Origin of the sequence: Bacillus sp. ms-22 (assembly GCF_009759805.1) — a bacterium.
Taxonomy (GTDB): Bacteria; Bacillota; Bacilli; order Bacillales; family Bacillaceae; genus Bacillus; species Bacillus xiamenensis.
In genome coordinates this window covers 526,410-552,069 of record NZ_CP046653.1, presented here as the reverse complement: position 1 = coordinate 552,069, position 25,660 = coordinate 526,410, and the positions used below count along the sequence as shown (strand labels likewise).

The window sequence follows — 25,660 nt, the reverse complement described above, 5'->3', positions numbered from 1 at the left end:
TCTTCACCTCTGTTTTGTGCGTAACAGTCTAATTATAGTATAGCAGGGTATGACAGTCAAAAAAATTTCCAAAACAATTGTTTTTTGCAATTTTCCACTAGAAAACACGATCTTTGGCGATTGGTTACTTGTTTTGTCTAACGTGAAGGAACGGCTACTCCTGAAAGAGAATGGTACTTGTAACTGAAAAAGGGAGGGCATTTGATTTGAATACAAATGAGGTTGCAAAGGAAATTGGTGTATCTTCAAAAACAATTCAGCGTTGGGTGAAACAACTCAACATCCCTGTCGCCCGAAATGAACTTGGACATTACGAATTTCACGATGACATTGTGCAGCTGCTCAAAGAGGTCAAACGCCAAATGAATGAAGGTGTGATTCTTCATGACATTAGGCTGCCGATCCATGAAGAAACTGTTCAGCAGTTATCACCTGCTGTAGAAACTTCTGCCTCTGCACAGCGGATAGAAGCCTTAGAAGAACAAGTGAAGAAGCTCCTTCAGCAGCAATCACACGCCAGTCATATTGAAACACGTTTTCAAGAAATTGAACGGAAACTCGCTAAAAAAGCGGATGAAGGTGTCTCCTACCAGCTCCTCCAGCACCGAAAAGAAATTGAAGAATTAACGGCTACATTAGAGCGCCTCACAGCCACATTGACACAACCATCAAAAGGAGAAGCAGAAAAGGAAAAGGGACACCCTGAGATCAAAAAGAAGCGTGTGCTCTTCCCACTGTTTCATTCATTTCGTTAAGAAAGGCTGCCTCGATAGGCAGCCTTAGATTGTTGACAAAGGGCTAAAATGATCTTTATTTTAGCCCTTTGTCTTCTTTATTATACGGTAAGTGCAATAATGATCGGTAATGTAATAAGTGACATGATCGCACTGATCACAAATGCGGATGCAGTTTCCGCTTCTTGTTTCTCAAATCGTGTTGCGATCATCGCTGCAACTGCTGAACCTGGGAAGGCAACCAGCAATACAGCTTTTGTAATTTCATCAGCCGAAAGTCCCATAAGAATGGCGATCAAATACATAAGCAATGGTTGTACAGCTACTTTTAATAGGGCAATACTGAATGCTGGTAAGCTGAGTTTAATTTTTCGAATACCAACCGTTACACCGACTGCGAATAGCGCAACCCCTGAAGTTACACTACCAATTTCCTCTAACATTTCATGTCCGATTTCAGGAAGTTTAAATCCTAAAAGAACAAGGATGATACTTGCTAGCGGTGCAAGTGCAAGTGGTTCTGACAAACCATGCAAAATAGCTTTTGTTGTCATTTTCAAGAAGCTTTCGCCGTCTTTTGTTTTTCCTTTTGTTTTTTCACCGACGGTTGACACAATAATGGCAATTGGATCAAGCAATGCATTTACAACTATTCCGGTAATCGCAATCGGAATTGCGACTTCTTGAGCCCCAAATAAACTGCCTAAGACCGGAATCCCCATAAATGCAAAGGTCGGTTGAGCTGAGTTTAATGAGAAAACAGATGAATCTGTTAAATCGTATTTAAACGCAAATTTCGTCACAAGAAGGATAATAATATAAAAACCAACGATTCCTAAAATCAATGCAACGAAAAACGGAATTTGACTATAGAATTTATCTTTTGGTGTTGACAGAATGCTGGCGATAAAGTGCGCTGGTAAAGCATACTTTGTGACAAGTGTACTTACACCTTTTGCAGATTTAGCGTCATAGCTGCCGAAGTTCCCTGCGAACCAACCCAGCGCGATAACGAAAAAAATCGGTGCTAGGAGGATCAAAATATGTAAAAAGTCCATCTTACTATTCCTCCTTAAATCCTTAACATGTTTCTTTTTCATGCGGCATTGCTTAAATTACCCTAAACAACGCCGCATGACACATTTTATTATGCTCTTACAATTTTTTTATATTCAGGAATCCACATTGCGTCTTTCACAGCTTGTTCGATGTTGTCAGGCGTTTTTCTTGCCACTCCATCTTCAATCGCTGCTTTCGCTACTTCAATTGCCACTTGAATAGAAACTTCTTGCAATTTATCAATGCTTGGAAGTAGACCAGCGCCTGGTTTTTCATGATCAACCATTTCAGCAATCGCATTCGCTGAAGCGACGAACATGCCTTTTGTGATGATTTTTGATTCCGTTACGATAGAACCAAGACCAAGTCCTGGGAAAACGAACGCATTGTTTGATTGTCCGATTTCATGTTCGATGCCATTATACTCAACGTTATCAAATGGGCTGCCTGTTGCAACAAGTGCACGGCCGTCTGTCCATTTGAATAGATCCTCCGGCACTGCCTCAGCAAGTGGCGTTGGGTTAGACATTGGCATGATCACAGGACGCTCTGTATGAGCTGCCATTTCTTTAATGATTTCTTCAGTGAATGCGCCGCCTTGACCAGATGTACCGATTAGGATCGTCGGCTTCACCCTGCGAACGGTTTCTGCAAATGAAATTTGTCCTTTTTCATCACGTGCCCATCCGCTCACTTCATCAGAAGAACGAAGGTACGGCTTTTGGAAATCAAGCACTTCATCTTCAAATTGATCTGTTAACAATCCTCTGTAGTCTAATGTCCAAAATGCATTGTTTGCTTCTTCTTCAGAAAGACCTTCAAGTACCATTGTGTCACGCATTTGATCTGCGATTCCGATACCAGCTGAGCCAGCTCCGAAAATCACAACACGGTGATCTTTCAATTGAGTGCCAGTTTTCTTGACAGCTGCAAGAACTCCCGCTAAAGTAATGGCACCCGTACCTTGAATATCATCATTGAACGTTAAGATCTTGTCGTTGTATTTTTTCATGATGTTACGCGCATTTTTGTTTCCAAGGTCTTCCCAGTGAAGCAATGCTTTCGGGAAGAATTTAAGTGCTGTTTTTACATACGCATCAATGAACTCTTCGTATTTTTCACCTTGCACACGTTTGTGATGGTTACCGATGTATAATGGATCATTCAATAATTTTTCATTGTTTGTTCCTACATCTAATACCACTGGAATGACGCGGCTTGGGTCAATACCTGCTGCTGCAGTGTAAACAGCTAATTTACCGATCGCAATATTGATACCGCCAACGCCCCAGTCACCAATTCCAAGAATGCTCTCAGAGTCAGTCGCAACGATGAGGTCAATGTCGCCTGCTGTTGCATGTAAGTTTTCAAATGCTTTCTCAATGCCGTCAATGTTGTCGATTGAAAGATAAACACCATGAGGTCTTCTGTATTCATGGCTGTATTCTTGAATCGCTTCACCAACAGTTGGTGTGTAAACAACAGGAAGCATTTCACGAAGCTTGTCTGTAAGAAGCTTATAGAACAATACTTCGTTACGGTTTTGCAAATCACTTAAGTATACGTTTTGACGAAGACGATCTGGCTGAGCTAGAAATTGCTTGTACGCTCTCTCCGCTTGCTGTTCTAAAGTAAGAACAGTTGGGGGAAGTAAGCCTTCTAATCCAAGCTCTTGTCTTTCCTCTTCAGAAAAAGCAACGCCTTTGTTCAACGTTGGAATCGATAATACATCTTTACCTGTCAAAGTGGTTTCGAGGTACCCTTCTTTTGTTTTCTTCACGTTGTTCATCAAAAACTACCCTCTTTCTAAAATATAAATAAAGTTAAATATTAATAAGAAGAATGATTAAGGAGAAACACCCTTAATCATAAAAATTATGACAAGAAATCGAACTTTTCGTTTAAATGCCTTACACTACAGTTAGTCATTTTATTCCTGCTTATGCCAAAACGCAAGCGTTGAAAATTAGATAATTTTTTCATAGTATTATTTAATTTATTTAAGTACAAATGATGGGTGTTCAGCCAAAATATCGAAAAACAAAACACAGCGGCATTTGCTATTTTTTTAATTGTCAAGTGTTGTACCAACGTCCAGTCTTGGTACTTCATGGTGATGTCTGCATCGTGCTTCGTATGATTCCTGCGCACCTACTAAAATAATAGGATCATCATAGGATGCGGGTTTACCGTCGATCAAGCGTTGTGTTCTACTCGCTGGGGAGCCGCATACCGAACAAACCGCTTGAAGTTTTGTTACAAGCTCTGCACATGCCATTAAATGCGGAACAACACCAAATGGCTCTCCTCTGAAGTCTTGATCAAGACCTGCAACAATGACTCGGTAGCCTTTATCAGCCAGTTGAGTGACAATATCAATGATTGTCTCATCAAAAAATTGCACCTCATCAATGCCAATGACATCGGTTTTTTCTGATATGTGCGTTATTATGTCTTTTGGTGAGGATACTGCAATCCCATCTACTGATGAACCGTTATGTGACACAACTGAGTTTGAGCTATATCGGTTATCAATTGCTGGTTTGAATATTTTTACTTCTTGTTTGGCAAAGGTGGCTCTTTTGACTCTCCGAATCAATTCTTCCGACTTTCCAGAAAACATACTACCGCAGATGACTTCAAGCCAACCGCTTTGTTTCATCACATACATAAGGTCTTCTCCCCCGTTTTAAAGTTCCATCAATCCACGTAAAAAAACAGGCAAGAACGGATTCCTGCCTGTTTATTGTATCTATTATTACTTAAGACCGTATTTTTTGTTAAAGCGGTCAACACGTCCATCAGCAGAAGCGAATTTTTGACGGCCTGTATAGAAAGGATGGCACTCAGAGCAAATCTCGATGCGTACCTCTTCTTTTACTGATCCAGTTTCAAACTCATTTCCACAAGCGCATTTGACTGTAGCTTTTTTGTAGTTAGGATGAATTCCTGTTTTCATCTACTGTCATCTCCTTCCGCCCTGAATCCAATTCGGAAACAGAGTTAATATCTCAGAATAAATTCTGAAACGCACATGATAAAATTATAACAGCGTGAGTCTATGATTGCAAATGTATTTTTTCAGGAAGCTATCTTCTTGATGCAGACATATTGGCTTGTTTCCATTCTTGCGTTAAAATATCGAAAAATTCTTGGTTCGTCTTTGTTTTTCTCATTTTACGCATGAACTTCTCAGCGAAATCAGGTGTATCTGACATCGATTTTCTCATCGCCCATAGACGATCAAGATGCTCTTTTGGCACAAGCAGTTCTTCTTTTCTCGTACCAGAACGACGAATGTCGATCGCCGGGAAAATCCTTCTCTCTGCAAGAGAGCGATCCAAATGGAGCTCCATGTTTCCAGTACCTTTGAACTCCTCATAAATGACATCATCCATACGAGAACCTGTATCAACAAGCGCAGTGGCTAAAATCGTTAGACTTCCGCCTTCTTCGATGTTACGCGCAGCACCAAAGAAACGTTTTGGACGATGGAACGCAGCTGGATCAATCCCCCCAGAAAGCGTTCGCCCGCTTGGCGGGATGACTAGGTTGTATGCACGAGCAAGCCTTGTGATGCTGTCCATTAAGATGATGACATCTTTTTTATGTTCAACAAGACGCATGGCACGCTCTAATACAAGCTCTGCTACTTTAATGTGGTTTTCCGGTACTTCGTCAAAGGTTGAACTAACAACATCCCCTGCAACAGAACGTTCGATGTCTGTTACTTCCTCTGGACGTTCGTCAATGAGAAGGACAATCAGTTCTGCCTCTGGATGATTTTCAGAAATGCTATTGGCTATTTCTTTAAGTAAAATGGTTTTCCCTGCTTTAGGCGGTGCAACGATTAATCCACGTTGTCCAAATCCAACTGGTGCCATCATATCCATAATTCTAGTAGACAGGTGATTAGGCTGTGTTTCAAGAATCATTTGGCGATCAGGGAATAGCGGTGTGAGTGCAGGAAAGTGAACACGTTCCTTTGCTGATTCTGGGTCGTCCCCATTTACCGCTTCTACATGAAGGAGGCCATAGTAGCGTTCATTCTCTTTTGGAGGTCTTACCTTTCCAGACACCTTATCTCCATTTCGTAAATCAAAGCGTCTGATCTGTGAAGCAGAAATATAAATATCTTCAGAGCTTGGGGAGTAGTTAATGGGTCTTAAGAAACCAAATCCCTCTGACTGAATAATTTCTAGAACCCCTTCCATAAATAAGAGATCCTCTTGCTCAGCGTTTGCCTTTAAGATGGCAAAAATTAATTCTTTTTTTGTTAGTTTGCTGTAATAAGAGATTTTGTACCGTTTTGCTAACTCATACAGCTCTTTTAATTTCATATTTTCCAAAGATGAAATCGAAACATCTTTCAATATGGACACCACACTTTTCTAGTCAATGTATTTCATTACAAATGCATGACCATTGTATTTGATTAGCTTTTAATTCCGTTTTTTTGTTGGATTGACCTCGCTCTCATGGTAACGCTCCCACTCGTTTTATCGTAAAAGATAGGAACAATGTGAAATAGAGCTTTGTCAACATAGAGAAGGATAATGAATATATCGTCATGATGCGGCAGTATTTAAACTTATTGAAGCTTAAAAGAAGTAAATTCGCAGAAAATTTCGCAGCACTCTTTAGTTTTACCTCATTTGCAGAGAATATTCAACTTTAAAAAGAAAATGATATACATTTGACACCTATATGAAAAGCGGGTAATGAATACCCGCTTTCAGATTACGGACGAATGACAAGATTCGGTTTTTTCTTTAAGCTGTGTCTGCCATCGACGAATCGGACAGTACCCGATTTTGCACGCATGACAACACTATGTGTTGTTCCAACAGAGCCTTTGAATTGAACACCTTTTAATAACTCGCCGTCTGTTACACCTGTCGCTGCAAAAATGGCGTCGTCACCTTTCACGAGGTCTTCCATTCTGAGGACTTTCCCAACATCCAGCCCCATTTTCTCGCAGCGTCTCAGCTCTTCTTCACTTTGAGGAAGAAGCTTACCGTGGATTTCACCACCAAGTGCCTTTAACGCAACAGCAGAAAGAACACCTTCAGGCGCACCGCCTGAACCAAATAGAATATCAACACCTGTGTGATCAAATGCTGTATTAATGGCTCCTGCAACGTCACCATCATCAATCAGTTTAATTCTTGCGCCTGCTTCTCTCAGCTCAGCAATAATTTTTTCATGTCGATCTCTGTTTAAAATCGTCGCAACCACATCTTCAATATCTTTGTTTTTCGCTTTTGCAACAGCACGAAGATTATCAATGACAGGCGCTTCAATGTCGATGCAGCCTACCGCTTCTGGACCTACTGCGATCTTATCCATGTACATATCAGGTGCATTCAGCAAGTTGCCATGATCCGCAACAGCAATGACAGCTAAGGCATTCCAGCCGCCGCTCGCCACAATATTTGTTCCTTCCAATGGATCAACAGCGACATCCACGCGAGGTCCATATCCGTTCCCAAGCTTTTCCCCAATATAGAGCATTGGTGCTTCGTCCATTTCTCCCTCGCCGATGACCACAGTTCCCTTCATCGGAATGGTATCAAATACATCACGCATGGCACTTGTTGCAGCATCATCCGCTTCGTCTTTTAATCCTCTTCCCATCCAACGGGCAGATTTTAATGCGGCTGCTTCTGTCACCCGTACTAGTTCCATCGATAAACTTCTTTCCATTTTTGCCCAAATCTCCTCTCACAGTCAAAGCCTTATGAATTTTGAAGTTCTTCTATTTCTTGATCATTCAGCTTTTCACGCCAGATGGTTGCACCCAAGCCTTCAAGCTTCTCCTCAAGCATACTATATCCTCTGTCTATATGTTCAAGCCCTGTGATTTCGGTCACACCGTCTGCCATTAACCCTGCGACAACAAGACAAGCACCTGCACGCAGATCACTTGCTTTTACTTTTGCTCCTTGAAGCTGAGTTTGCCCCGTAATAATGGCAGACCTTCCTTCCACCTTCATGTTTGCCCCCATGCGGCGCAATTCGTCAATGTGCTTAAAGCGGGCAGAGTAAATCGTATCTGTGACAACACTCGTGCCTTTTGCTTTTGTTAACAAAGCGGTCATCGGCTGCTGAAGATCGGTCGGAAAGCCCGGATACACAAGGGTTTTGATATCGACAGGCTTGAGTCCTTCATTTCTGCCAACAATCAGCATCTGATCGTTGCTCGTTTCAATTGTGAACCCCATCTCTCTCAGTTTCGCCGTAATTGATTCTAAATGAGTTGGGATCACATTATCAAGTACAACTTCATCCCCCATCGCTGCACCTGCAATTAAAAACGTACCTGCTTCTATGCGATCAGGAATGATCGAATGCTTGCAGCCATGAAGAGATTCTACACCATCGATTCGAATCACATCAGTACCCGCACCTTTGATGTTGGCTCCCATGCTTGCAAGCAGTGTCGCTACATCAATAATTTCTGGCTCTTTGGCGGCATTTTCAATCACCGTTTTCCCTTCGGCCAGTACAGCGGCCAGCATGATATTAATGGTTGCACCTACACTGACAACATCGAGATAAATACGGGCTCCTACTAGCTTTTCAGCACGTAAATAGATCGCTCCTTGCTCGTTTGTCACCTCGGCTCCAAGTGCCTCAAAGCCTTTGATATGCTGATCGATCGGTCTAGGTCCTAAGTGACATCCTCCTGGCAAACCGATGACAGCCTGCTTGAATCTGCCTAGCATGGCCCCCATTAAATAATAGGACGCCCGCAGTTTCTTCACTTTCCCGTTAGGAAGCGGCATGCTGATCATTGATTCAGGATGGACAACCATTTCACCTTTTTCAAAAGTGACCTTTCCGCCAATTTCTTCTAACAGATCTCGTAATGTGTCAATATCTGAAATATGCGGAAGGCCTTCAATCGTTACAGAAGAATTAGCGAGAATCGTGGCAGGAATCAGTGCTACAGCACTATTTTTCGCACCACTAATATGTACGGTCCCGCGCAATGGGTCACCGCCGGCAATGTTTAACTTTTCCATATTTGTCTCCCTTCTTAAAGAAGATCACTGTTGGAGTTATACTGTTGTGGATGTCGCGCTTTAAAAGGTCTTGTCCAAAATTTAGCCAATATCAAGAGAAAGAATACAGATTAAACGAAATTTGTCGGAAGAAAAATAATCGAAGCTTTGCGAGGCTGTGATGTTCTCTTCTTTGCACAAAACATTTCTTAGCGTTTTTAAAGGAAAACTGCGGCAAACGGAACCACATATCCCGTCTGCCACAATCACTTATTTATTCCAGTCTGCTAAAAATTGCTCAATGCCTGCATCCGTTAATGGGTGTTTTGTCAGCTGCTTGATGACTTTCAGCGGCATTGTACCGATATGAGCGCCTCTAAGTGCAGCTTCTGTCACATGCTGCGGGTGACGAATGGATGCAGCAATGATTTGTGTATCTAATCCATGAACATCAAAAATGGTTTTCACTTCACTGATGAGATCAAGACCGTTGTGGCCAATGTCATCTAAACGACCAAGGAATGGAGAAACATATGTCGCACCAGCTCTAGCTGCAAGAAGTGCCTGATTTGAATTAAAAATCAGCGTGACATTTGTTTTGATACCAAGGTCTGTTAATGCTTTGACAGCTTTAAGACCATCTGTAGTCATTGGAATTTTGACAGTGATATTTGGTGCGATAGCAGCAAGCTCTTTTCCTTCTTCAATCATTTCTTCTGCTTTTAGGGAAATGACTTCCGCACTGACAGAACCTGACACTACGTCAGTGATTTCGCGAAGGCGGTCGTGGAATGATACGTCCTTTTCTTTCGCTACTAAACTAGGGTTTGTTGTAACACCTGCTAAAATGCCAAGCTCGTGTGCCTCTTTAATGTCTGCGATATTCGCTGTATCTACGAAAAATAACATAACTGTGCCACTCTCCTATCAATAAATTGTCTGAAATGTAAATTTGATTGCGCTTTCTCAAGATATGGAGAAAACCGCCTGTGAGTCAGGCGGCTTTCGGTTCTCATCAAATTATGCTTGGTTAGAAGAACCAAATTCGCGCATTTTGCCGATAACAGTCGCTTTAATTGCGTCACGAGCTGGTCCAAGATATTTACGTGGATCATACTCTTCTGTTTTCGCAGCAAGTGTTTCGCGAACTGCTTTTGCAGAAGCAATTTGGTTTTCAGTGTTTACATTGATTTTTGCTGTACCAAGTGAAATCGCACGCTTGATGTCAGCAGTTGGGATACCTGTTCCGCCGTGAAGAACAAGTGGAAGACCTGTCGCTTTTCCGATCTCTTCCATTTCAGCAAAACCAAGGTTTGGTTCACCTTTGTATGGACCATGAACAGAACCTAGTGCAGGTGCAAGGCAGTCAATACCCGTACGTTCTACAAGCTCTAGGCACTCTTTTGGATCAGCATAAATAACGCCCTCAGCGATGACGTCGTCTTCTTGTCCACCAACAGTTCCAAGTTCAGCTTCTACAGATACACCGTGGAAATGTGCAAGCTCAACTACTTTTGCAGTTGTTGCTACATTCTCCTCAAATGGATGGTGAGAAGCATCAATCATAACAGAAGTAAATCCTGCATGAATCGCTTTTGCACAAGATTCAAAGCTTGAACCGTGATCTAAGTGAATCGCAACAGGAACTGTCACATTATATTCTTCGATTAACGCTTTTACCATTGCGACAACTGTTTTGAAGCCGCCCATGTAGCGTCCTGCTCCTTCAGATACTCCTAAGATAACTGGAGATTTCTCTTCTTCAGCAGCTTGTAAAATCGCTTGCGTGAATTCTAAGTTATTTAAGTTAAACTGTCCAACAGCGTAACCTTTTTCCTTTGCGTCTTTCAACATTTCTGTCATTGAAACTAAAGGCATGATGAAAAATCCTCCCTATGTAGCTAATTTGCTTACTAAAAAAAGCTCTCCACCCTAGCATGACCAGAATTTCTCGCCATATGTAAACTTTCAAAGTCAGATCGCTTTCTTCTTATCTAGAATACCAATTATTCGACAAATCGGCAACAGAATGACTCGATTCAATCATTTCCATCTAGCCGTTTGTTTCAAGCGGCAAGTATTCTTTGACTGCATCACGGATTTCATCAATATCAAATGGTTTAGCGAAGTGCGTCAAGGCACCGAGTTCTTTAGATTCTTGAATCATATCTAGCTCGCCATAGGCTGTCATAATGATGACGCGGATGTCTTCATCAATTAATTTCATCCGTTTTAAAATCTCAATTCCATCCATTCCGGGAATCTTCATATCCAGCAGGACAAGGTTGGGTCTATGATTCTTCACAATATCTAATGCCTGTAGCCCGTTGGCGGCTTGGAAGGTTTGATAGCCTTCTTTATGAAACACTTCATTCAATAAGATTCTAATACCGTACTGATCATCGACAATTAAAATTTTCTCATTCATCTGTTACACCCCATTGCTTTCATTTTTCGCCATAAAAAGAGCTGTTGTTAAATAATTCTGTTTGATTTTCACATTTCCTTTATTTATAATAGTTTACTTTACGACATTTTCTGAGCATTTTTCCTAATATTCTCTTTATATTCTATTATAAAATGATCTGACCGAAGGAGGAAATGAGTCTTGTTAAAAATTTTTACTACCCAATTATCAGGTATTTTTTCACGTATTGGAGATAAACAGGCAGAAGCGATTGAAGATGGGGCACGCCTTCTTGCTCAGGCTGTCGTTAGTGGCCATGCTGTCTATTTTCATGGAAAGAATGAATTGGCCGCTGTCGCCCTTGAGGCATCCGAAAGCAACGAGCCTTTTCCATGTGCAAAAGTGTTGCCTCTCGATCAAAAGGAACGCAGCTTACTTCACCCAAGTGACAGGGTGCTGCTTTTTTATTCAAATCCAGAAGATCAGGAGATTCAATCTCTTGTCAAAGAGCTGCATGCGCAAGGTACACCTATTGTCGGTGTCGGTCCAGCACAAAAGGAACCGTCATTGATTGAAGAACATTGTGATGTCCACATTGATTTCCAGCTCAAAAAACCACTAGTGCCTGCTGAGGATGGAACAAGATTCGGCTATCCTGCATTGATGACCTGCTTATATGTCTATCATGCTCTATCGTTTACTGTGAAAGAAATCGTAGAAGAATTTGAATAAAAAAACTGCCGAGAATATCATCTTCTCGGCAGTTTTTTGTTTTATTTTGATTCAGATGCTTGCAGTGAAGCACCAACGAAATCTCTAAATAATGGCTGTGGTCTTGTCGGTCTTGAAATGAATTCTGGGTGGAACTGAGAAGCAAGGAACCAAGGGTGATCCTTCAGCTCAATGATCTCAACAAGGCGTCCGTCTGGGCTCGTACCAGAGAAGACAAAGCCTGCAGCTTCCATTTGCTGTCTGAATTCATTATTAAATTCATAGCGATGACGGTGACGTTCATAGACCACTTCGTCATTGTATGCAGCATACGCTTTCGAATCTTCATTTAATTTACATGGGTACAGGCCAAGGCGAAGTGTTCCGCCTAAGTCATCTATATCCTTTTGTTCTGGAAGAAGGTCGATGATTGGGAATGCTGTTTCCGGGTCAATTTCAGCGGAATGTGCTCCCTCAAGGCCTAGTACGTTTCGCGCATATTCGATAGATGCGACTTGCATGCCTAAGCAAATGCCGAAGAATGGCACTTTGTTTTCACGGGCATATTGTGTTGCAATGATTTTCCCTTCCACTCCGCGGTCTCCGAAGCCTCCAGGGACGATAATGCCGTCTACATCTTGAGCGAAATCAGCTATATTCTCTGCTGTGACTTCTTCTGCGTTAATCCATTTGATTTGCACATCCGCATCAAATGCATAGCCAGCATGACGAAGTGATTCAACGACAGAAATGTATGCATCTTGCAGCTCAACATATTTCCCTACAAGTCCAATTGTGACTTGTTTTGAAAGGTTTTGCACTTTGTCAACAAGTGCCTTCCATTCCGTCATGTCCGCATCTTGGCAGTCAAGCTTCATGTGTTCACATACAAGCTTGTCTAATCCTTGTTTTTGTAAATCAAGCGGAATGGAGTAAAGTGTGTCTGCATCTTGGCATTCGATCACAGCTTTTGTATCAATATCACAGAATAAAGCAATTTTGTCCTTCATATCTTGTGTCATTGGCATTTCTGTTCTGACCACAATGACGTTCGGCTGAATACCGAGGCTGCGAAGTTCTTTGACACTATGCTGTGTTGGTTTTGTTTTCAGTTCGCCTGCTGCACGGATGTAAGGAACAAGGGTACAATGAATGTACATCACGTTTTCACGGCCAATGTCACTCTTCATTTGACGAATGGCTTCAAGGAATGGAAGAGATTCTATATCTCCAACTGTTCCACCGATTTCTGTAATGACAACATCTGCACCCGTTTCTTTCCCTGCACGGTACACACGGTCTTTGATTTCATTTGTAATGTGGGGAATGACCTGTACTGTTCCGCCTAAATAGTCGCCGCGGCGCTCTTTTTTCAGGACGGTAGAGTAGATTTTACCCGTCGTTACGTTGCTGTATTTATTCAAGTTAATATCAATGAAACGCTCGTAGTGACCTAAGTCAAGGTCTGTTTCAGCACCGTCATCTGTGACAAATACCTCACCGTGCTGATATGGACTCATCGTCCCTGGGTCTACATTGATATATGGATCAAATTTTTGAATGGTGACATCCATCCCTCTGTTTTTCAGAAGGCGGCCTAACGATGCAGCCGTGATCCCTTTTCCAAGTGAGGAAACAACTCCTCCTGTTACAAAAATATACTTTGTCATTTCGTATGCTCCTCTCTTTTTTACCCTTGCATGACTAGACATGCACAGCTTCATCCTTTTAGAGTGTATCCCTAAATCTCTTGAAAAATAAGAAAGCTCCCTTTCAAATAAATGAAAGGGAGCGTAAATGAACGTATCTTTACGTACTCTTTTTTAGAGAGCCCAAAATACATACTACATAGTTCGCTCTGGAAAGTCAAGACGGTTTTGTCCTGTTTTGAGAACCGGTTTGTGAGGGTTATTTTTCTTCCTCATCATCGGCTAAATCGCCTTCGTCAATTTCCGTTAAGCCGTCGTCATCTTCATCATCATCTTCGTCGAAGTCTTCTAGATCTTCATCAATTTCCTCATCATCTAAGTCAAGAACATCGTCGTCTTCAACAAGTTCAAGATCTTCTTCAAGATCTTCGATTTCTTCTTCTTCAATATCATCGAAGTCTTCTTCAACGACAGCTGCTTTTGTTTTTTTCTTTTTCGCTTTTGTTTTCACAACTGGCTGAACTTCTTCTTCGATTTGATCAACTGGATACCAGCTGCGAAGTCCCCATCTCTGATCACCTAACGAAATAAAGCGGCCATCTATATTTAAATCTGTATAAAATTGGGCAAGTCGATCATCCAGATCAGATTTTTGTATCCCTTGCAAACGGACAATTTCATCTATTAACTCGGAAAACGTAACCGGCTTTTTGCTGTCTCTGAAAATTTCATAAGCAAGTTCAACTAAAGACATTTGTTTGAGCTGTTCCTGTGAGTATTCTTTCAAACTCAAGGTCAGACACTCCCTTTCTATTACATGTATGTATCCATTTATCAGTGAAATAATAAGTATTTATACCTTATTTTTACGACAAACCATACCTCTCATTATAAACAAATTAGGGGAGTTTATGCCACCTTTATTGATGTTAATTTTTGATTTTTTCATATGATGAGCGTTAAAATCCAGTCATTTGCGTTAAATTGGCCTGATTCCTGATTTATGTAGTTTGAATAATATCCAGCATTTTAGAAATAAGCTAATTCCTGATATTTTCTGCAAAATTCAAAACACTCTCATTAAGTTACATATTTACTAATTGAATTAATTTGTTATATATTTCTCAAACATTGAGCTTTGCTTTCATTATGTAATGTCTGTGAGACGATTGCCTCACTTATAATTATGGTTAAAAATGAAATGATGAAAACTTTATAGCTATACACTTTTATTTATCTTAATCTAAAGTTTCTGAAATAATGAAATGACTACAGCTATGGTCAATACAATTCCTGCAAACATGAATACAATTAATTTTCTACGACTGTTTTCTTTTTGATCATTGTCCTTTTTTGAATTCTTAGAAAGTTCTGCGGAAACCAGAATCCATATAACCATGGTTACGATTCCTAAGATGGTAGTAGTGGTCATAAGAACCTCCAAATATTTATATTTCTTCAATTTTAACACAATCCCACGATAAGATGGATCGATACTGGAAATTATCTTAAATTCAGGAAAAAACGATTATTACCTTTTGTGCAGATTTAGTTAATCCTTTATTTAGTGTCTAATGCTTCAGTAGGTTTGTTGCCAGTTCATATGAATCAATACTCTCTACATCATCGGTGACAGATCACTCTTAAGTTAAAGATACAATCCTTTTTCACCCTAAAAAACCTTTAGATTTTGCTACTGTTTTAAAAATTTCAAAACTAATTGAACCGTAACAAAACAGACCACCTCACATCAGGTGGTCTTTGCTTGTTGTCTACATATCTAGCAGTTTCCTTGAGATGACCAGCCGCTGAATTTCTTGTGTGCCTTCATAGATTTGCGTGATTTTCGCATCACGCATGTATCGTTCAACTGGGTAATCCTTTGTATAGCCGTATCCGCCGAAGATTTGTACGGCTTCTGTCGTCACCTTCATGGCTGTATCACCGGCAAAGAGCTTGGACATGGCTGATTCTTTTCCATACGGAAGCCCTTTCGTTTCAAGCCATGCAGCCTGATAGGTGAGCAGTCTTGATGCCTCAATCGCTGTTGCCATATCGGCTAGCTTAAAAGCAATTCCTTGCTGCTGAATGATTGGTTTGCCAAATTGCTTGCGCTCTTTTGCATAATTAACTGCCGCATCTAGAGCACCTTGTGCAATTCCAACCGCCTGAGCGGCAATGCCGTTTCTGCCGCCGTCGAGCGTCATCATTGCGATTTTAAACCCTTCTCCTTCTTGACCGAGCCGATTTTTGTCGGGAATACGACAGTCTTCAAAGATCATTTCTGTCGTTGGCGATGAGCGTATGCCCAGTTTGCTTTCTTTTTTGCCTATTGAGAAGCCTGGCGTCTCTTTTTCTACAATAAAGGCGGTTGTATTGCGGGATGAAGCATCTTGGTCAGTGACAGCAAACACAATATAAACATCCGCAATGCCTCCATTTGTAATAAAAATTTTCGCTCCATTTAAGACGTATTCATTGCCCGCTTTTACTGCTGTTGTCTTCATTCCGGCGGCATCTGAGCCTGATCCATTTTCAGTTAAGGCGTAAGCCCCTATCTTTCGGCCCTCTGCAAGCGGCTTTAAATACGTCTCCTTTTGCTCATCTGTCCCAAATGTATAGATTGGCCATGAGGCGAGTGATGTGTGGGCAGACAGGGTGACGCCTGTTGAGGCGCACACTCGTGAGAGCTCCTCAACCGCTATGACATAGGCCAAATAATCACTGCCAATCCCCCCATTTTCTTCTGGCCAAGGGATTCCCGTTAAACCAAGCTCCGCCATTTGGCGAAAAATAGCGGGATCATAGATTTCTTTTTCATCTCGCTCCGCTGCTGTTGGCTCCACTTCATTTTTCGCAAAATCTCTCACCATTTTTTGTATCATTTCATGTTCGTCACTTAATTGGAACTGCATCATGAGCCACCTCATTTCATATTAGCTGTTTGCAAATAACCAGCCTTTGAATTTCACTAGTTCCTTCATAGATTTCACAAATTTTCGCATCACGAAAGTAGCGCTCTGCGTTGTATTGATTGGTATAACCGGCCATGCCAAGTAAATGGATGGCTTCTGTACTGATCTCAACGGCCGTTTTAGAGGCAAATAATTTTGCCATCGACGCTTCCTTTGTGACAGGACGATTGACCTCTTTAAAAGAAGCCGCTTGATAGACGAGAAGTTTTGCCGCTTCAAGCTTTGTTCCCAGATCGCCTAGCCGAATGGTTGTTTCAAGGCCGGCTGGATGCTGCTTTAAATACGTCACCGCCTCAGCTAATGCGGCTTCTGCAATGCCAAGGCTTTGAGCCGCGATGCCAATTCTCCCTGCATTTAAGCTAGACATGGCAATCCGAAAGCCTTCTCCTTCTGCACCGAGCAGCTGCTTTTTTGGAATTCGCACACCGTCAAAATGAAGCGTGACTGTTTTTGATCCATGCAGGCCCATCTTCTTCTCATCTTTTCCGATCGTAAATCCTTGGGTATTTTTTTCGACAATAAACGCCGATATATTCTTTTTAGCAGATGCGGGGTCTGTCACGGCAAATACAAGATACACTTCCGCTTCCCCGCCGCTTGTGATAAAAATTTTCGTTCCATTTAACACATAGTGGTCGTCTACCCGCTCTGCTCTCAGCTGAATACTAGAGGCATCTGATCCTGCCTTCGGTTCAGTTAGACAAAAGGCGCCCAGCTTCTGCCCGGACGCAAGCAGCGGTACGTAGGATTCTTTTTGTTCAGTCGTTCCAAACGCCAAAATAGGCATCGTCACAACGGAGGTATGAACGGACACAATAACACCAATGGTGGCGCTCACTTTCGATAGTTCATGAATCGCCATGATATATGTTGTAAAATCTGCCCCTAATCCTTGATACGTAGCTGGGATTGGAATGCCTAAAAAGCCTTGCCGTCCCATCTCATTTAAAAGTGTTCTCGGGAACACGCCCTGTTCCATCGCTTCTACTTCAGGGAATACATGCTGGCGTGCAAACGCGGCTACCTGTTCTTTCCAAAGACGTTGTTTTTCTGTCAGCAACACATCCATCTTGACTCCCCCTATGAGTGGTCGTGGTAAGTGTAAAAACCTCTCTTTGTCTTTTTGCCCAGCCAGCCTGCGTTCACGTATTTTTTCAAAAGAGGACAAGGTCGATATTTGCTATCTCCAAGACCCTCGTGAAGAGTATTCATAATAAATAAACAGGTATCCAGTCCAATGAGATCAGCAAGACGAAGCGGGCCCATTGGATGGTTCATCCCAAGCGTCATGATACCGTCAATGCTTTCTGCATCTGCCACACCTTCATAAAGGGTGTAAATGGCTTCATTGATCATCGGCATCAAAATGCGATTTGACACAAACCCAGGGAAGTCTTCCACTTCAATAGGGGTTTTATCTAATGCCTTCGCTGTTTCAAAAACGACTTGATACGTGGCGTCATTCGTTTGCAGTGCACGTATGATTTCAACCAGCTTCATCACTGGAACTGGATTCATGAAATGCATCCCAATCACTTTCTCCGGTCTTTTCGTCACGGCTGCTAATTCTGTGATCGACAAGGAAGACGTATTTGTCGCAAATATCGTGTCATCTGGTGCAAATTGATCGAGGGTTTCAAAGATTTGTTTTTTGACACTCATTTGTTCAGATGCCGCTTCAATCACTAAATGTGCCTGCTGTACGTCCTTTAGATCCGTTGAGACGGCAAGCCGCTGCGTAATATCACGGACTGCCTGATGTGCCAGCTTTCCTTTTTCTGCTCGTTTCGTCAGCTGTTTGGTCATAGAGGAAATGGCTCTATGAACATGCTCTTCTGCTGTATCATGGAGTAGGACTGTGTAGCCTGACTGCGCAAATACTTGGGCAATGCCTGAACCCATTTGACCAGCCCCAACGACCATGACGGTCTCTTCTGTACTCATGACAATGAACGCCTCCTTTTTAATCCACCTTGATCATGATGGCATCTCCTTGACCGCCGCCGCTGCAAATCGCAGCAATGCCAATGCCGCCCCCTCTTTGTCTGAGTGCATGAATCAAGGTTAGTATGATACGTGTTCCGCTTGCCCCAATCGGGTGACCAAGGGCGACGGCCCCTCCGTTCACATTCATTTTCCGCCGGTCCAGCCCGAGGGTTTTTTCGCATGCCAATGCCACCGCTGAAAAGGCCTCATTGATTTCAAACAAATCGATATCCTCCACCCGTTTGCCTGTTTTCTTTAAAAGCTTTTCGATGGCAAAGGCTGGTGTTTTCGGAAAGTCCTTTGCCTCTGTTGCTACCTGCGCATGCCCAAGCACCGCCGCCAGCGGTTTTTCGCCTTGCTGCATGGCATAGGTGTCTTTCATTAATAGGAGCGCACTTGCTCCGTCATTGACACCCGGTGCGTTTCCGGCAGTGATTGTACCAGTCTGGTCGAAAACGGGCAGGAGTTTTGATAATCGTTCATATGACGTATCACGCCGCGGAGATTCATCTTCTGTGATCAGCTGTTCTCCTTTTTTCGTCTTGACGGTGACTGGAGTGATTTCATTTTGAAAAAAGCCGCTTTTTTGAGCCTCAACTGCTCGTTCATGGCTTCTTAACGCCCAGAGATCTTGCTCCTCTCGTGTAATACCGAGCTCTTTTGCCGCCATACTGCCGTATTCGCCCATATGGACTCCTGTAAATGAACAGGTAAGCCCATCTAAAATCATCGCATCTTGCACTGCGCCATCTCCCATCTTGTAGCCCCAGCGTGCTTTTTTTAGAAGATAGGGAGCTTGAGACATAGATTCCATTCCGCCAGCGATGATGACGTTGGCATCTCCTGCTCGAATCATCTGATCAGCTGTGCTGACGCTACGCATTCCTGAAGCACAGACTTTGTTAATGGTTTGCGCCGGAACCGACCATGGGAGATCAGCATATCTAGCTGCTTGCCTTGAAGGGATTTGACCTTGTCCTCCTTGAAGTACGTTTCCCATGATGACCTCATCCACTTCATGAGAGCCTGAGGTACCTTCCAGCGCAGCCTTGATTGTGATTCCACCTAATTCGGCGGCAGTCAGTTCACTTAAAAGCCCGCCCAGTTTTCCAAATGGTGTTCTCGCTCCAGAAACAATGACCGTCTTACTCATGTCTTTCCCCTCCTGTTTGTTACCGCTTACATATCTATTAGACAGCTGATGAAGCATTTCCATACTTAGGCCGATGAACAGCATATTCATCGGCTTGACATGTTTACGAGGCCTCGGTTCTGGTCTCGCCAAACACTGATTTTTCAAGAAGTTCTGCGACATCAAAAGTACCTACTTGCTCCTCTACTTCCTTCGCTTTCGTCCCATCTCCAAGCATGGTTAAACAATAAGGACATCCTGAGCTGATGATAGACGGCTGCACCTGTAGGGCCTGCTCCGTCCGCGCAACGTTAATTCGATTACCTGTCTCTTCTTCCATCCACATTAAGCCGCCGCCGGCACCGCAGCACATCCCGGATTCACGATTTCGTTCCATTTCTTTCAGTGTCACACCAGGAATGGCTTTTAAAATATCTCTTGGCGGATCATATACCTCGTTATATCTGCCTAAGTAGCAAGAATCGTGGAAGGCGATGACCTCGTTCACTTCATGAATAGGCGTTAATTTCCCTTCTTTCACTAGCTCTGCCAGCAATTCTGTATGATGGTACACCTCTGCTTCAAGCCCGAAGTCTGGGTATTCATTTTTAAATAAATTGTAAGCATGCGGATCAATCGTAACGATTTTGGTCACACCATTTTTCTGGAATTCTTCAATGTTTTTGGCAGCAAGTTCTTGGAACAAAAATTCATTCCCGAGTCTTCTAGGTGTATCGCCAGAGTTTTTCTCTTTATTGCCTAAGATGGCAAAAGATACCCCTGCTTCATTGAGCAGTTTTGCAAACGCCAGAGCAATCTTTTGGCTTCGATTGTCATATGCCCCCATTGATCCAACCCAGAATAAATACTCAAAGGACTGATCTTCCTTTTTCAGCTCTTTCACTGTCGGGACATGTACATCTTCTCTTAGGTCACGCCAGTTTTCTCTTTCCTTTCGATTCAATCCCCACGGGTTGCCCTGGCGCTCAATGCTTGTCATGGCACGCTGGGCATCTGTGTCCATTTTCCCTTCTGTCAGCACAAGGTATCTGCGCATATCAATAATTTTGTCGACGTGTTCATTCATGACAGGACATTGATCTTCACAGTTTCGGCATGTCGTACATGCCCAGATTTCTTCTTCTGTAATGACCTCACCAATGAGAGAAGGATGATACATCGAACTGGCGGCTGATTCTTCCGCTCCTGCTCCTCTCGCCTGCATCGCCAGCTGATTCCCTGTTGTCTGGCTGAAGGCAAGGTGCGGGACCCAAGGTGTTTTGGATGTAATGGCAGCCCCTTTATTTGTTAAGTGATCTCTTAATCGTAAAATCAAATCCATTGGAGACAGCATTTTCCCTGTTCCTGTCGCCGGACACATATTCGTACAGCGTCCGCACTCGACGCAGGCATAAAGGTCAATCAGCTGAGATTGACGGAAATCTTCAATTTTTCCAACACCAAATGTCTCTTGTGTCTCATCTTCAAAATCAATTTTCTGGAGCTTGCCAGGCGGGTCCAATCTGCTGACAAATACATTCACCGGGCCAGCAATTAGATGGGCGTGCTTAGACTGCGGGACATACACTAAAAACGTCAATAAAATGAGAAGGTGTACCCACCATGCGACATAAAAAACGATTGTTGCCGCAAGTGGTGAAAGCCAGCCAAGCAAGAAGGCAATACCGGAAGCAATTGGCTCTGTTGCCGATAGTGAGTGTCCATGCCAAATGATGTTCATGCCGTTTCCTAGTAATACAGTCAGCATCAAGCCGCCAATAAATAGCAGCACAAGCCCTGATTTAAAGCCCCTTTTTAAACGAACCAGCTTCTCTACGTATCGTCTATGGAATGCCCAAACAACCGCTACTAAAATGAGAAGTGTGACGATCTCTTGGAAGAATGTAAAGACGCCGTACAGTGGACCTAATGGCAGCCCGCTGTCTGGAACAAGTCCCTTCAGAATAAAGTCAAGGGCTCCGAACTGTACCAAAATAAACCCATAGAAAAACAGCACATGAATGATGCCGCTCTTCTTGTCCTTTAACAGCTTTTTTTGCCCAAATACATTCACCCAAACACGCTCTAACCGTTTCTTCATATCTTGTTGAAACGCTTCTTTTTTGCCAAGACGAATATACGCCGCTCGTGTTCGAATGAGATAAATAAACAAATACACAGCGTAAGCGGTCACTGCCGCAAATGCAATCAAGTTCACAATTAAAAGGCTATTCATCTTGTTGCTCCCCCTTTCATTCCCCAAAACCCACTTTGTACCGTTTCCATGTTGTACCTCTATCATAAATAATGAATGAGTATTCAGTCAATATTTTTTGCCCATTTGGGTACACTATTGAAATATGCAAAAAAGGAGGAACCTTCATGACCGCATGGATCATTCTACTCGTAATCATTGTCATCGTTCTGCTCGTCAGTCTAGACCTCTATATGGGCAAAAAGTATTTTTCTACCCATGCTTTCGAACGATCTTTTGACCAAACAAGCGGCGATGCAACCTTTTATCATGATGGCGAACCACTGTTTGATCAACTGCTCACAGATATACAGCAGGCCTCTTCTTCTATTCATATGATGTTCTTTATTGTAAAGAACGACAAGATTGGGCAAAGGATTCTTCAAGCACTTAAAGCGAAGGCAGAGCAAGGTGTTTCAGTTTTTTTGCTCACTGACCGATTAGGCTCCTATCCATTTGATCAAACATCTATTCAGATGCTAGAAAAAAGCGGCATTCGATTTTACTTTTTAAATAAACCACGTTTTCCTTTTTTCATTTATCGTTTAAACATGAGAAATCACCGGAAGATTACGGTGATAGATGGGAAGATCGGCTACATTGGCGGGTTTAATATTGGCGATGAATATGTAGGGAAAAACGGCAGATTTGGCATTTGGAAGGACTATCACCTGCGTATGACAGGACAGGTTGTGGCAGACCTGCAGCATGTGTTCCTTAATGATTTGTACCGTTCCTCTGGTATTCAGCAGCTGCAATACGAGGTTTTTCCCGCACTAGAACCGGGAACATTACAATGCACAACACGTGCGACGGCTGGTTTTTCTTTAGAAGCCTTATTTCTTCATGATATTCAACAGGCGAAACAGCACATCACCATCTGTACGCCTTATTTTATTCCATCAGCCCCTCTTCTCACTGCCCTGCTTGAGGCACGGAAGCGAGGCGTCACTGTCGACATCATCCTCCCAATGAAGGCGGATCATCCTCTTGTGAAGGAAGCTGGATTTCATTATTTAAAGGATCTGATCGCCGCTGGCTGTGTTGTGTATCGTTTTTATAAAGGGTTTTATCATGCGAAAGCCATTCTCATAGATCATAGCCGCTGTATGATCAGTACGGCGAATTTTGATAAACGAAGTTTGTTTTTCAACGAAGAAGTAGATGTGGCCATTGATGACCCCGCCTTCACCGCACATGTAGAGGAAAAAATCCGTGAACATATGGCAGTTTCCGAACGGCTGACAGAAGAAGAATATAAAAAGCGTCCGCTTCTCATGCGTCCAATTGAGTGGATCGGTGCCCTATTCTCGTATTTTTTATAAAGGAGATGACATATGCGTTATCGATTTGGTTATGTATCCAATGCCGTCACCTTATGGGAAGCTTCTCCTGCCAAGTCGCTGACCTTTGCAAGATACAGCAAGCTTTCAAATGAAGAAAGGAAAGAAGCTTTATGGCGAACGACGAAGGCCAATCTCGTCAATACGTTAAGAACGCTCTATTTTGCGATTGCCCATGATATTCCGCTTTACCGCTTTTCAAGCTCGATTGTCCCACTCGCCACCCATCCTGAGGTGCGTTGGGACTTTGTGACACCCTTTCGCAAAGAATTTCTTGAAATTGGCCAATTGGTGAAATGCCACGGGTTACGAGTGAGTTTTCACCCCAATCAATTTACCTTGTTCACAAGCCCAAAACCCTCGATTACAGAGAATGCGGTGATTGATATGACCTATCATTATGACATGCTTGAGGCCATGAAGCTTGAAAAGGAAGGCTATATGAATATTCATGTGGGCGGTGCTTACGGCGATAAGGAATCGGCTTTACAGCGTTTTGATGAAAATATTAAACAGCTGCCGGCACATATCAAGGCGAGGATGACGCTTGAAAATGATGACAAAACATACACGTCGTTAGAAACGCTCGGTGTATGCGAAAAGCACGGCATACCGTTTGTGTTCGATTACCATCATCACATCGCAAACAAAGATGATGATGCGGCACTTGATGACATCCTGCCAAGAATGTTTGACACGTGGGCAAACACTGGCATACCGCCTAAAATCCATTTATCCTCACCAAAATCAGAAAAAGCGATACGCAGCCATGCAGATGGTGTGGAGATGTCCTTTGTTTTACCGCTTTTTCAAGCATTAAAACCGTATGGGCGTCATGTGGATTTTATGATTGAAGCAAAGCGAAAGGATCAGGCCTTGCTCCGCCTTGTCGAAGAGCTGTCAGCAATTAGAGGCAATCAGCGGACGGGCGGAGGAACCATTGAGTGGAAATCGTAGTAACTGGTTTACCCCTGTGTCAACAGGGGTAACAAAGCTATTGTGAGAAAGTATTTAACAGGAGGATATGAGGATGTCTCAAATCTATTCAATCCGAATTGCTGCAAAAGCATTGAATTTACATAAGCTTATTTCTCTATACGAAAAGTGCCAGCACGCACATCATCGTTTATATGTATATTCTAAAAAAACAATGTGCAACATAAAGAACATCGTCGAGCTAGAAACCTTCAGGCTCACTCATTTAGAATCAGACTATTTAATTGTAGTACAGGGAAAAGAGGCACAAAACCTCCTTCAGCCATTTGAAAAAGAGAAGGTTTCATAAAGCACAAGTGCCGCTCCAGATTGTTGACAAAGGGCTAAAATAATCTTGATTTTAGCCCTTTGTCTCTTTTCAGCGTGAATTTCTTATATCCACGCTTCTGTCAGCCAAATCTCGCATGAGGTGGCATCCATTTTGACTTGTGTCCCGATTGGCATGGTGAGCATCGGATGCGTATGGGCACAGTCAAAATCCGCAATGAGCGGCCTCTTTGTATCTCCCAGCACTTCAAGTAAAAGATCGTGCGGCCTTTTGCCCGTTCCTTCATCATCAAACAGCTCATGTTTCCCTAAAAGAATACCAGATACCCGTTCAAACACCCCATTTACCTTCAAAAGAGAGAAGTTTTTTTCGACAATCGAGGCGGTTTTCATACAATCTTCAATGAGAAGGATATCACCCTGTTGAACTTGAGGCATGAATTCACTTCCCCATATGCCGTACATGGCATTGAGGTTCCCGCCGATCAGTCTGCCTTCTGCCTGCCCTTCTATGACGCACAGCCAATCGTTTGGACGTTTTTCTTTGTCTCGTATTTTCTCTTCCCAGTTGATTCGTTCATCTGTCCAATAGGGCGGCTTTTTCACCTGATATGGAATGGACTGCGGATGAATGAGGATATCCTCGAAAGATTGATATGTATGATGGACAAATGGTTCAAACTCTCCAAAAGACGGAACAAGCGCCGGCCCGTAAAAAACAGGCAGTCCCGTTTTTTCATAAGCCGCTAAAAGAATGGCTGTCGCATCTGAATAGCCGATCATGATTTTCGGATGCTTATTTAGCAGCTCAAAATCAAGATAAGGCAGTAAACTATTCGAGTTCGTCCCGCCAATCATCGACATGATGCAGGACAAATCCTCTCTCGCCATCAGCGCATTCAGCTCAGCCGCTCGTTCTTGAATCGTCCCCGAACGATAGTGATCCTTTTTCCCTGTTAATGTTCCTGGTACCACAATGAATCCTTTTCGTTCGAGCCATTCCTTTGCCCGCTCATACCTAAGTGGCGAGGTGGCGGATGCTGGACTTGAGGGAGAATAAATACCGATCTTATCGCCCTTCTGTAAACGCCGAAGCCCCTTCATTCCATCAGATCCTTCCTACACGAGTTTTTACTATCC

General features: G+C 42.8%; 23 protein-coding genes. 5 read left to right on the top strand and 18 right to left on the bottom strand.

Annotated features, from left to right (window positions below; all coding sequences use genetic code 11):
* The first annotated feature begins 206 nt into the window (after positions 1 to 206).
* Positions 207 to 755, top strand: coding sequence for a chromosome-anchoring protein RacA (racA, locus tag GPA07_RS02885; protein ID WP_008354967.1), 549 nt, complete (start codon positions 207 to 209; stop codon positions 753 to 755).
* 80 nt (positions 756 to 835) lie between these two features.
* Here racA and GPA07_RS02880 read toward each other — a convergent pair whose 3' ends face one another.
* The 10 genes from GPA07_RS02880 to GPA07_RS02835 all read right to left on the bottom strand — a co-directional run bounded on the left by GPA07_RS02880 (position 836) and on the right by GPA07_RS02835 (position 11,228).
* Positions 836 to 1,792: an AEC family transporter gene (locus GPA07_RS02880; protein WP_008354969.1), complete on the bottom strand. Its 957-nt coding sequence runs from the start codon at positions 1,790 to 1,792 to the stop codon at positions 836 to 838.
* Positions 1,793 to 1,881: 89 nt separating this feature from the next.
* A complete protein-coding gene (gene malS, locus GPA07_RS02875; protein ID WP_008354971.1) occupies positions 1,882 to 3,582 on the bottom strand; it encodes an oxaloacetate-decarboxylating malate dehydrogenase in 1,701 nt (566 codons plus the stop codon).
* Between the two features lie 279 nt (positions 3,583 to 3,861).
* On the bottom strand, positions 3,862 to 4,464 hold the full coding sequence (locus GPA07_RS02870) for a thymidine kinase (protein ID WP_157292000.1): 603 nt from the start codon (positions 4,462 to 4,464) through the stop codon (positions 3,862 to 3,864).
* Positions 4,465 to 4,551: 87 nt separating this feature from the next.
* Positions 4,552 to 4,752: a 50S ribosomal protein L31 gene (gene rpmE / locus GPA07_RS02865; RefSeq protein ID WP_003215407.1), complete on the bottom strand. Its 201-nt coding sequence runs from the start codon at positions 4,750 to 4,752 to the stop codon at positions 4,552 to 4,554.
* 130 nt (positions 4,753 to 4,882) lie between these two features.
* The gene (gene rho / locus GPA07_RS02860; RefSeq protein ID WP_008354975.1) at positions 4,883 to 6,166 is read right to left on the bottom strand and encodes a transcription termination factor Rho; all 1,284 of its coding nucleotides are present in this window, start codon (positions 6,164 to 6,166) and stop codon (positions 4,883 to 4,885) included.
* Positions 6,167 to 6,533: 367 nt separating this feature from the next.
* Positions 6,534 to 7,499 (bottom strand): class II fructose-bisphosphatase, encoded by a 966-nt coding sequence (gene glpX / locus GPA07_RS02855; RefSeq protein WP_012011567.1) that lies wholly within the window; start codon positions 7,497 to 7,499, stop codon positions 6,534 to 6,536.
* 32 nt (positions 7,500 to 7,531) lie between these two features.
* Entirely contained in the window at positions 7,532 to 8,821 is a 1,290-nt protein-coding gene (locus GPA07_RS02850) for a UDP-N-acetylglucosamine 1-carboxyvinyltransferase (protein WP_008354978.1), read from the bottom strand.
* 249 nt (positions 8,822 to 9,070) lie between these two features.
* Positions 9,071 to 9,709: a fructose-6-phosphate aldolase gene (fsa, locus tag GPA07_RS02845; protein ID WP_071168431.1), complete on the bottom strand. Its 639-nt coding sequence runs from the start codon at positions 9,707 to 9,709 to the stop codon at positions 9,071 to 9,073.
* A gap of 111 nt (positions 9,710 to 9,820) precedes the next feature.
* On the bottom strand, positions 9,821 to 10,678 hold the full coding sequence (locus tag GPA07_RS02840) for a class II fructose-bisphosphate aldolase (protein WP_008354982.1): 858 nt from the start codon (positions 10,676 to 10,678) through the stop codon (positions 9,821 to 9,823).
* Positions 10,679 to 10,853: 175 nt separating this feature from the next.
* Entirely contained in the window at positions 10,854 to 11,228 is a 375-nt protein-coding gene (locus GPA07_RS02835; RefSeq protein WP_003214681.1) for a response regulator, read from the bottom strand.
* Positions 11,229 to 11,408: 180 nt separating this feature from the next.
* Here GPA07_RS02835 and GPA07_RS02830 point away from each other — a divergent pair, with 180 nt between their 5' ends.
* Positions 11,409 to 11,939: a DUF2529 domain-containing protein gene (locus GPA07_RS02830; protein ID WP_157291999.1), complete on the top strand. Its 531-nt coding sequence runs from the start codon at positions 11,409 to 11,411 to the stop codon at positions 11,937 to 11,939.
* Positions 11,940 to 11,980: 41 nt separating this feature from the next.
* Here GPA07_RS02830 and pyrG read toward each other — a convergent pair whose 3' ends face one another.
* The 7 genes from pyrG to GPA07_RS02795 all read right to left on the bottom strand — a co-directional run bounded on the left by pyrG (position 11,981) and on the right by GPA07_RS02795 (position 21,896).
* Complete coding sequence (pyrG, locus tag GPA07_RS02825) at positions 11,981 to 13,588, bottom strand: glutamine hydrolyzing CTP synthase (protein WP_008354987.1); 1,608 nt, start codon at positions 13,586 to 13,588, stop codon at positions 11,981 to 11,983.
* A 238-nt stretch (positions 13,589 to 13,826) separates the two neighbouring features.
* Entirely contained in the window at positions 13,827 to 14,360 is a 534-nt protein-coding gene (gene rpoE / locus GPA07_RS02820; protein WP_008354989.1) for a DNA-directed RNA polymerase subunit delta, read from the bottom strand.
* A 979-nt stretch (positions 14,361 to 15,339) separates the two neighbouring features.
* Positions 15,340 to 16,482 carry an acyl-CoA dehydrogenase gene (locus tag GPA07_RS02815; RefSeq protein WP_157291998.1) on the bottom strand — a complete coding sequence of 381 codons (1,143 nt, stop codon included), beginning with the start codon at positions 16,480 to 16,482 and terminating at the stop codon, positions 15,340 to 15,342.
* 16 nt (positions 16,483 to 16,498) lie between these two features.
* On the bottom strand, positions 16,499 to 17,611 hold the full coding sequence (locus GPA07_RS02810) for an acyl-CoA dehydrogenase family protein (protein WP_157291997.1): 1,113 nt from the start codon (positions 17,609 to 17,611) through the stop codon (positions 16,499 to 16,501).
* Between the two features lie 11 nt (positions 17,612 to 17,622).
* On the bottom strand, positions 17,623 to 18,486 hold the full coding sequence (locus GPA07_RS02805) for a 3-hydroxybutyryl-CoA dehydrogenase (RefSeq protein WP_157291996.1): 864 nt from the start codon (positions 18,484 to 18,486) through the stop codon (positions 17,623 to 17,625).
* 19 nt (positions 18,487 to 18,505) lie between these two features.
* Positions 18,506 to 19,681 carry an acetyl-CoA C-acetyltransferase gene (locus GPA07_RS02800; RefSeq protein WP_157291995.1) on the bottom strand — a complete coding sequence of 392 codons (1,176 nt, stop codon included), beginning with the start codon at positions 19,679 to 19,681 and terminating at the stop codon, positions 18,506 to 18,508.
* Between the two features lie 103 nt (positions 19,682 to 19,784).
* Positions 19,785 to 21,896 carry a (Fe-S)-binding protein gene (locus tag GPA07_RS02795; protein WP_157291994.1) on the bottom strand — a complete coding sequence of 704 codons (2,112 nt, stop codon included), beginning with the start codon at positions 21,894 to 21,896 and terminating at the stop codon, positions 19,785 to 19,787.
* 146 nt (positions 21,897 to 22,042) lie between these two features.
* Between GPA07_RS02795 and cls the strand changes: the two genes are divergently transcribed.
* The 3 genes from cls (at position 22,043) to GPA07_RS02780 (ending at position 24,542) form a co-directional block, all read left to right on the top strand.
* The gene (gene cls, locus GPA07_RS02790; RefSeq protein WP_157291993.1) at positions 22,043 to 23,239 is read left to right on the top strand and encodes a cardiolipin synthase; all 1,197 of its coding nucleotides are present in this window, start codon (positions 22,043 to 22,045) and stop codon (positions 23,237 to 23,239) included.
* A gap of 12 nt (positions 23,240 to 23,251) precedes the next feature.
* A complete protein-coding gene (gene uvsE, locus GPA07_RS02785; protein ID WP_157291992.1) occupies positions 23,252 to 24,214 on the top strand; it encodes a UV DNA damage repair endonuclease UvsE in 963 nt (320 codons plus the stop codon).
* A gap of 73 nt (positions 24,215 to 24,287) precedes the next feature.
* Positions 24,288 to 24,542, top strand: a complete 255-nt coding sequence (locus GPA07_RS02780) for a hypothetical protein (protein ID WP_008355018.1) — start codon at positions 24,288 to 24,290, stop codon at positions 24,540 to 24,542.
* A gap of 83 nt (positions 24,543 to 24,625) precedes the next feature.
* On the opposite strand, the gene GPA07_RS02775 is transcribed toward GPA07_RS02780, so the two are convergent.
* On the bottom strand, positions 24,626 to 25,624 hold the full coding sequence (locus GPA07_RS02775) for a S66 family peptidase (protein ID WP_008355021.1): 999 nt from the start codon (positions 25,622 to 25,624) through the stop codon (positions 24,626 to 24,628).
* Positions 25,625 to 25,660 lie beyond the last annotated feature (36 nt).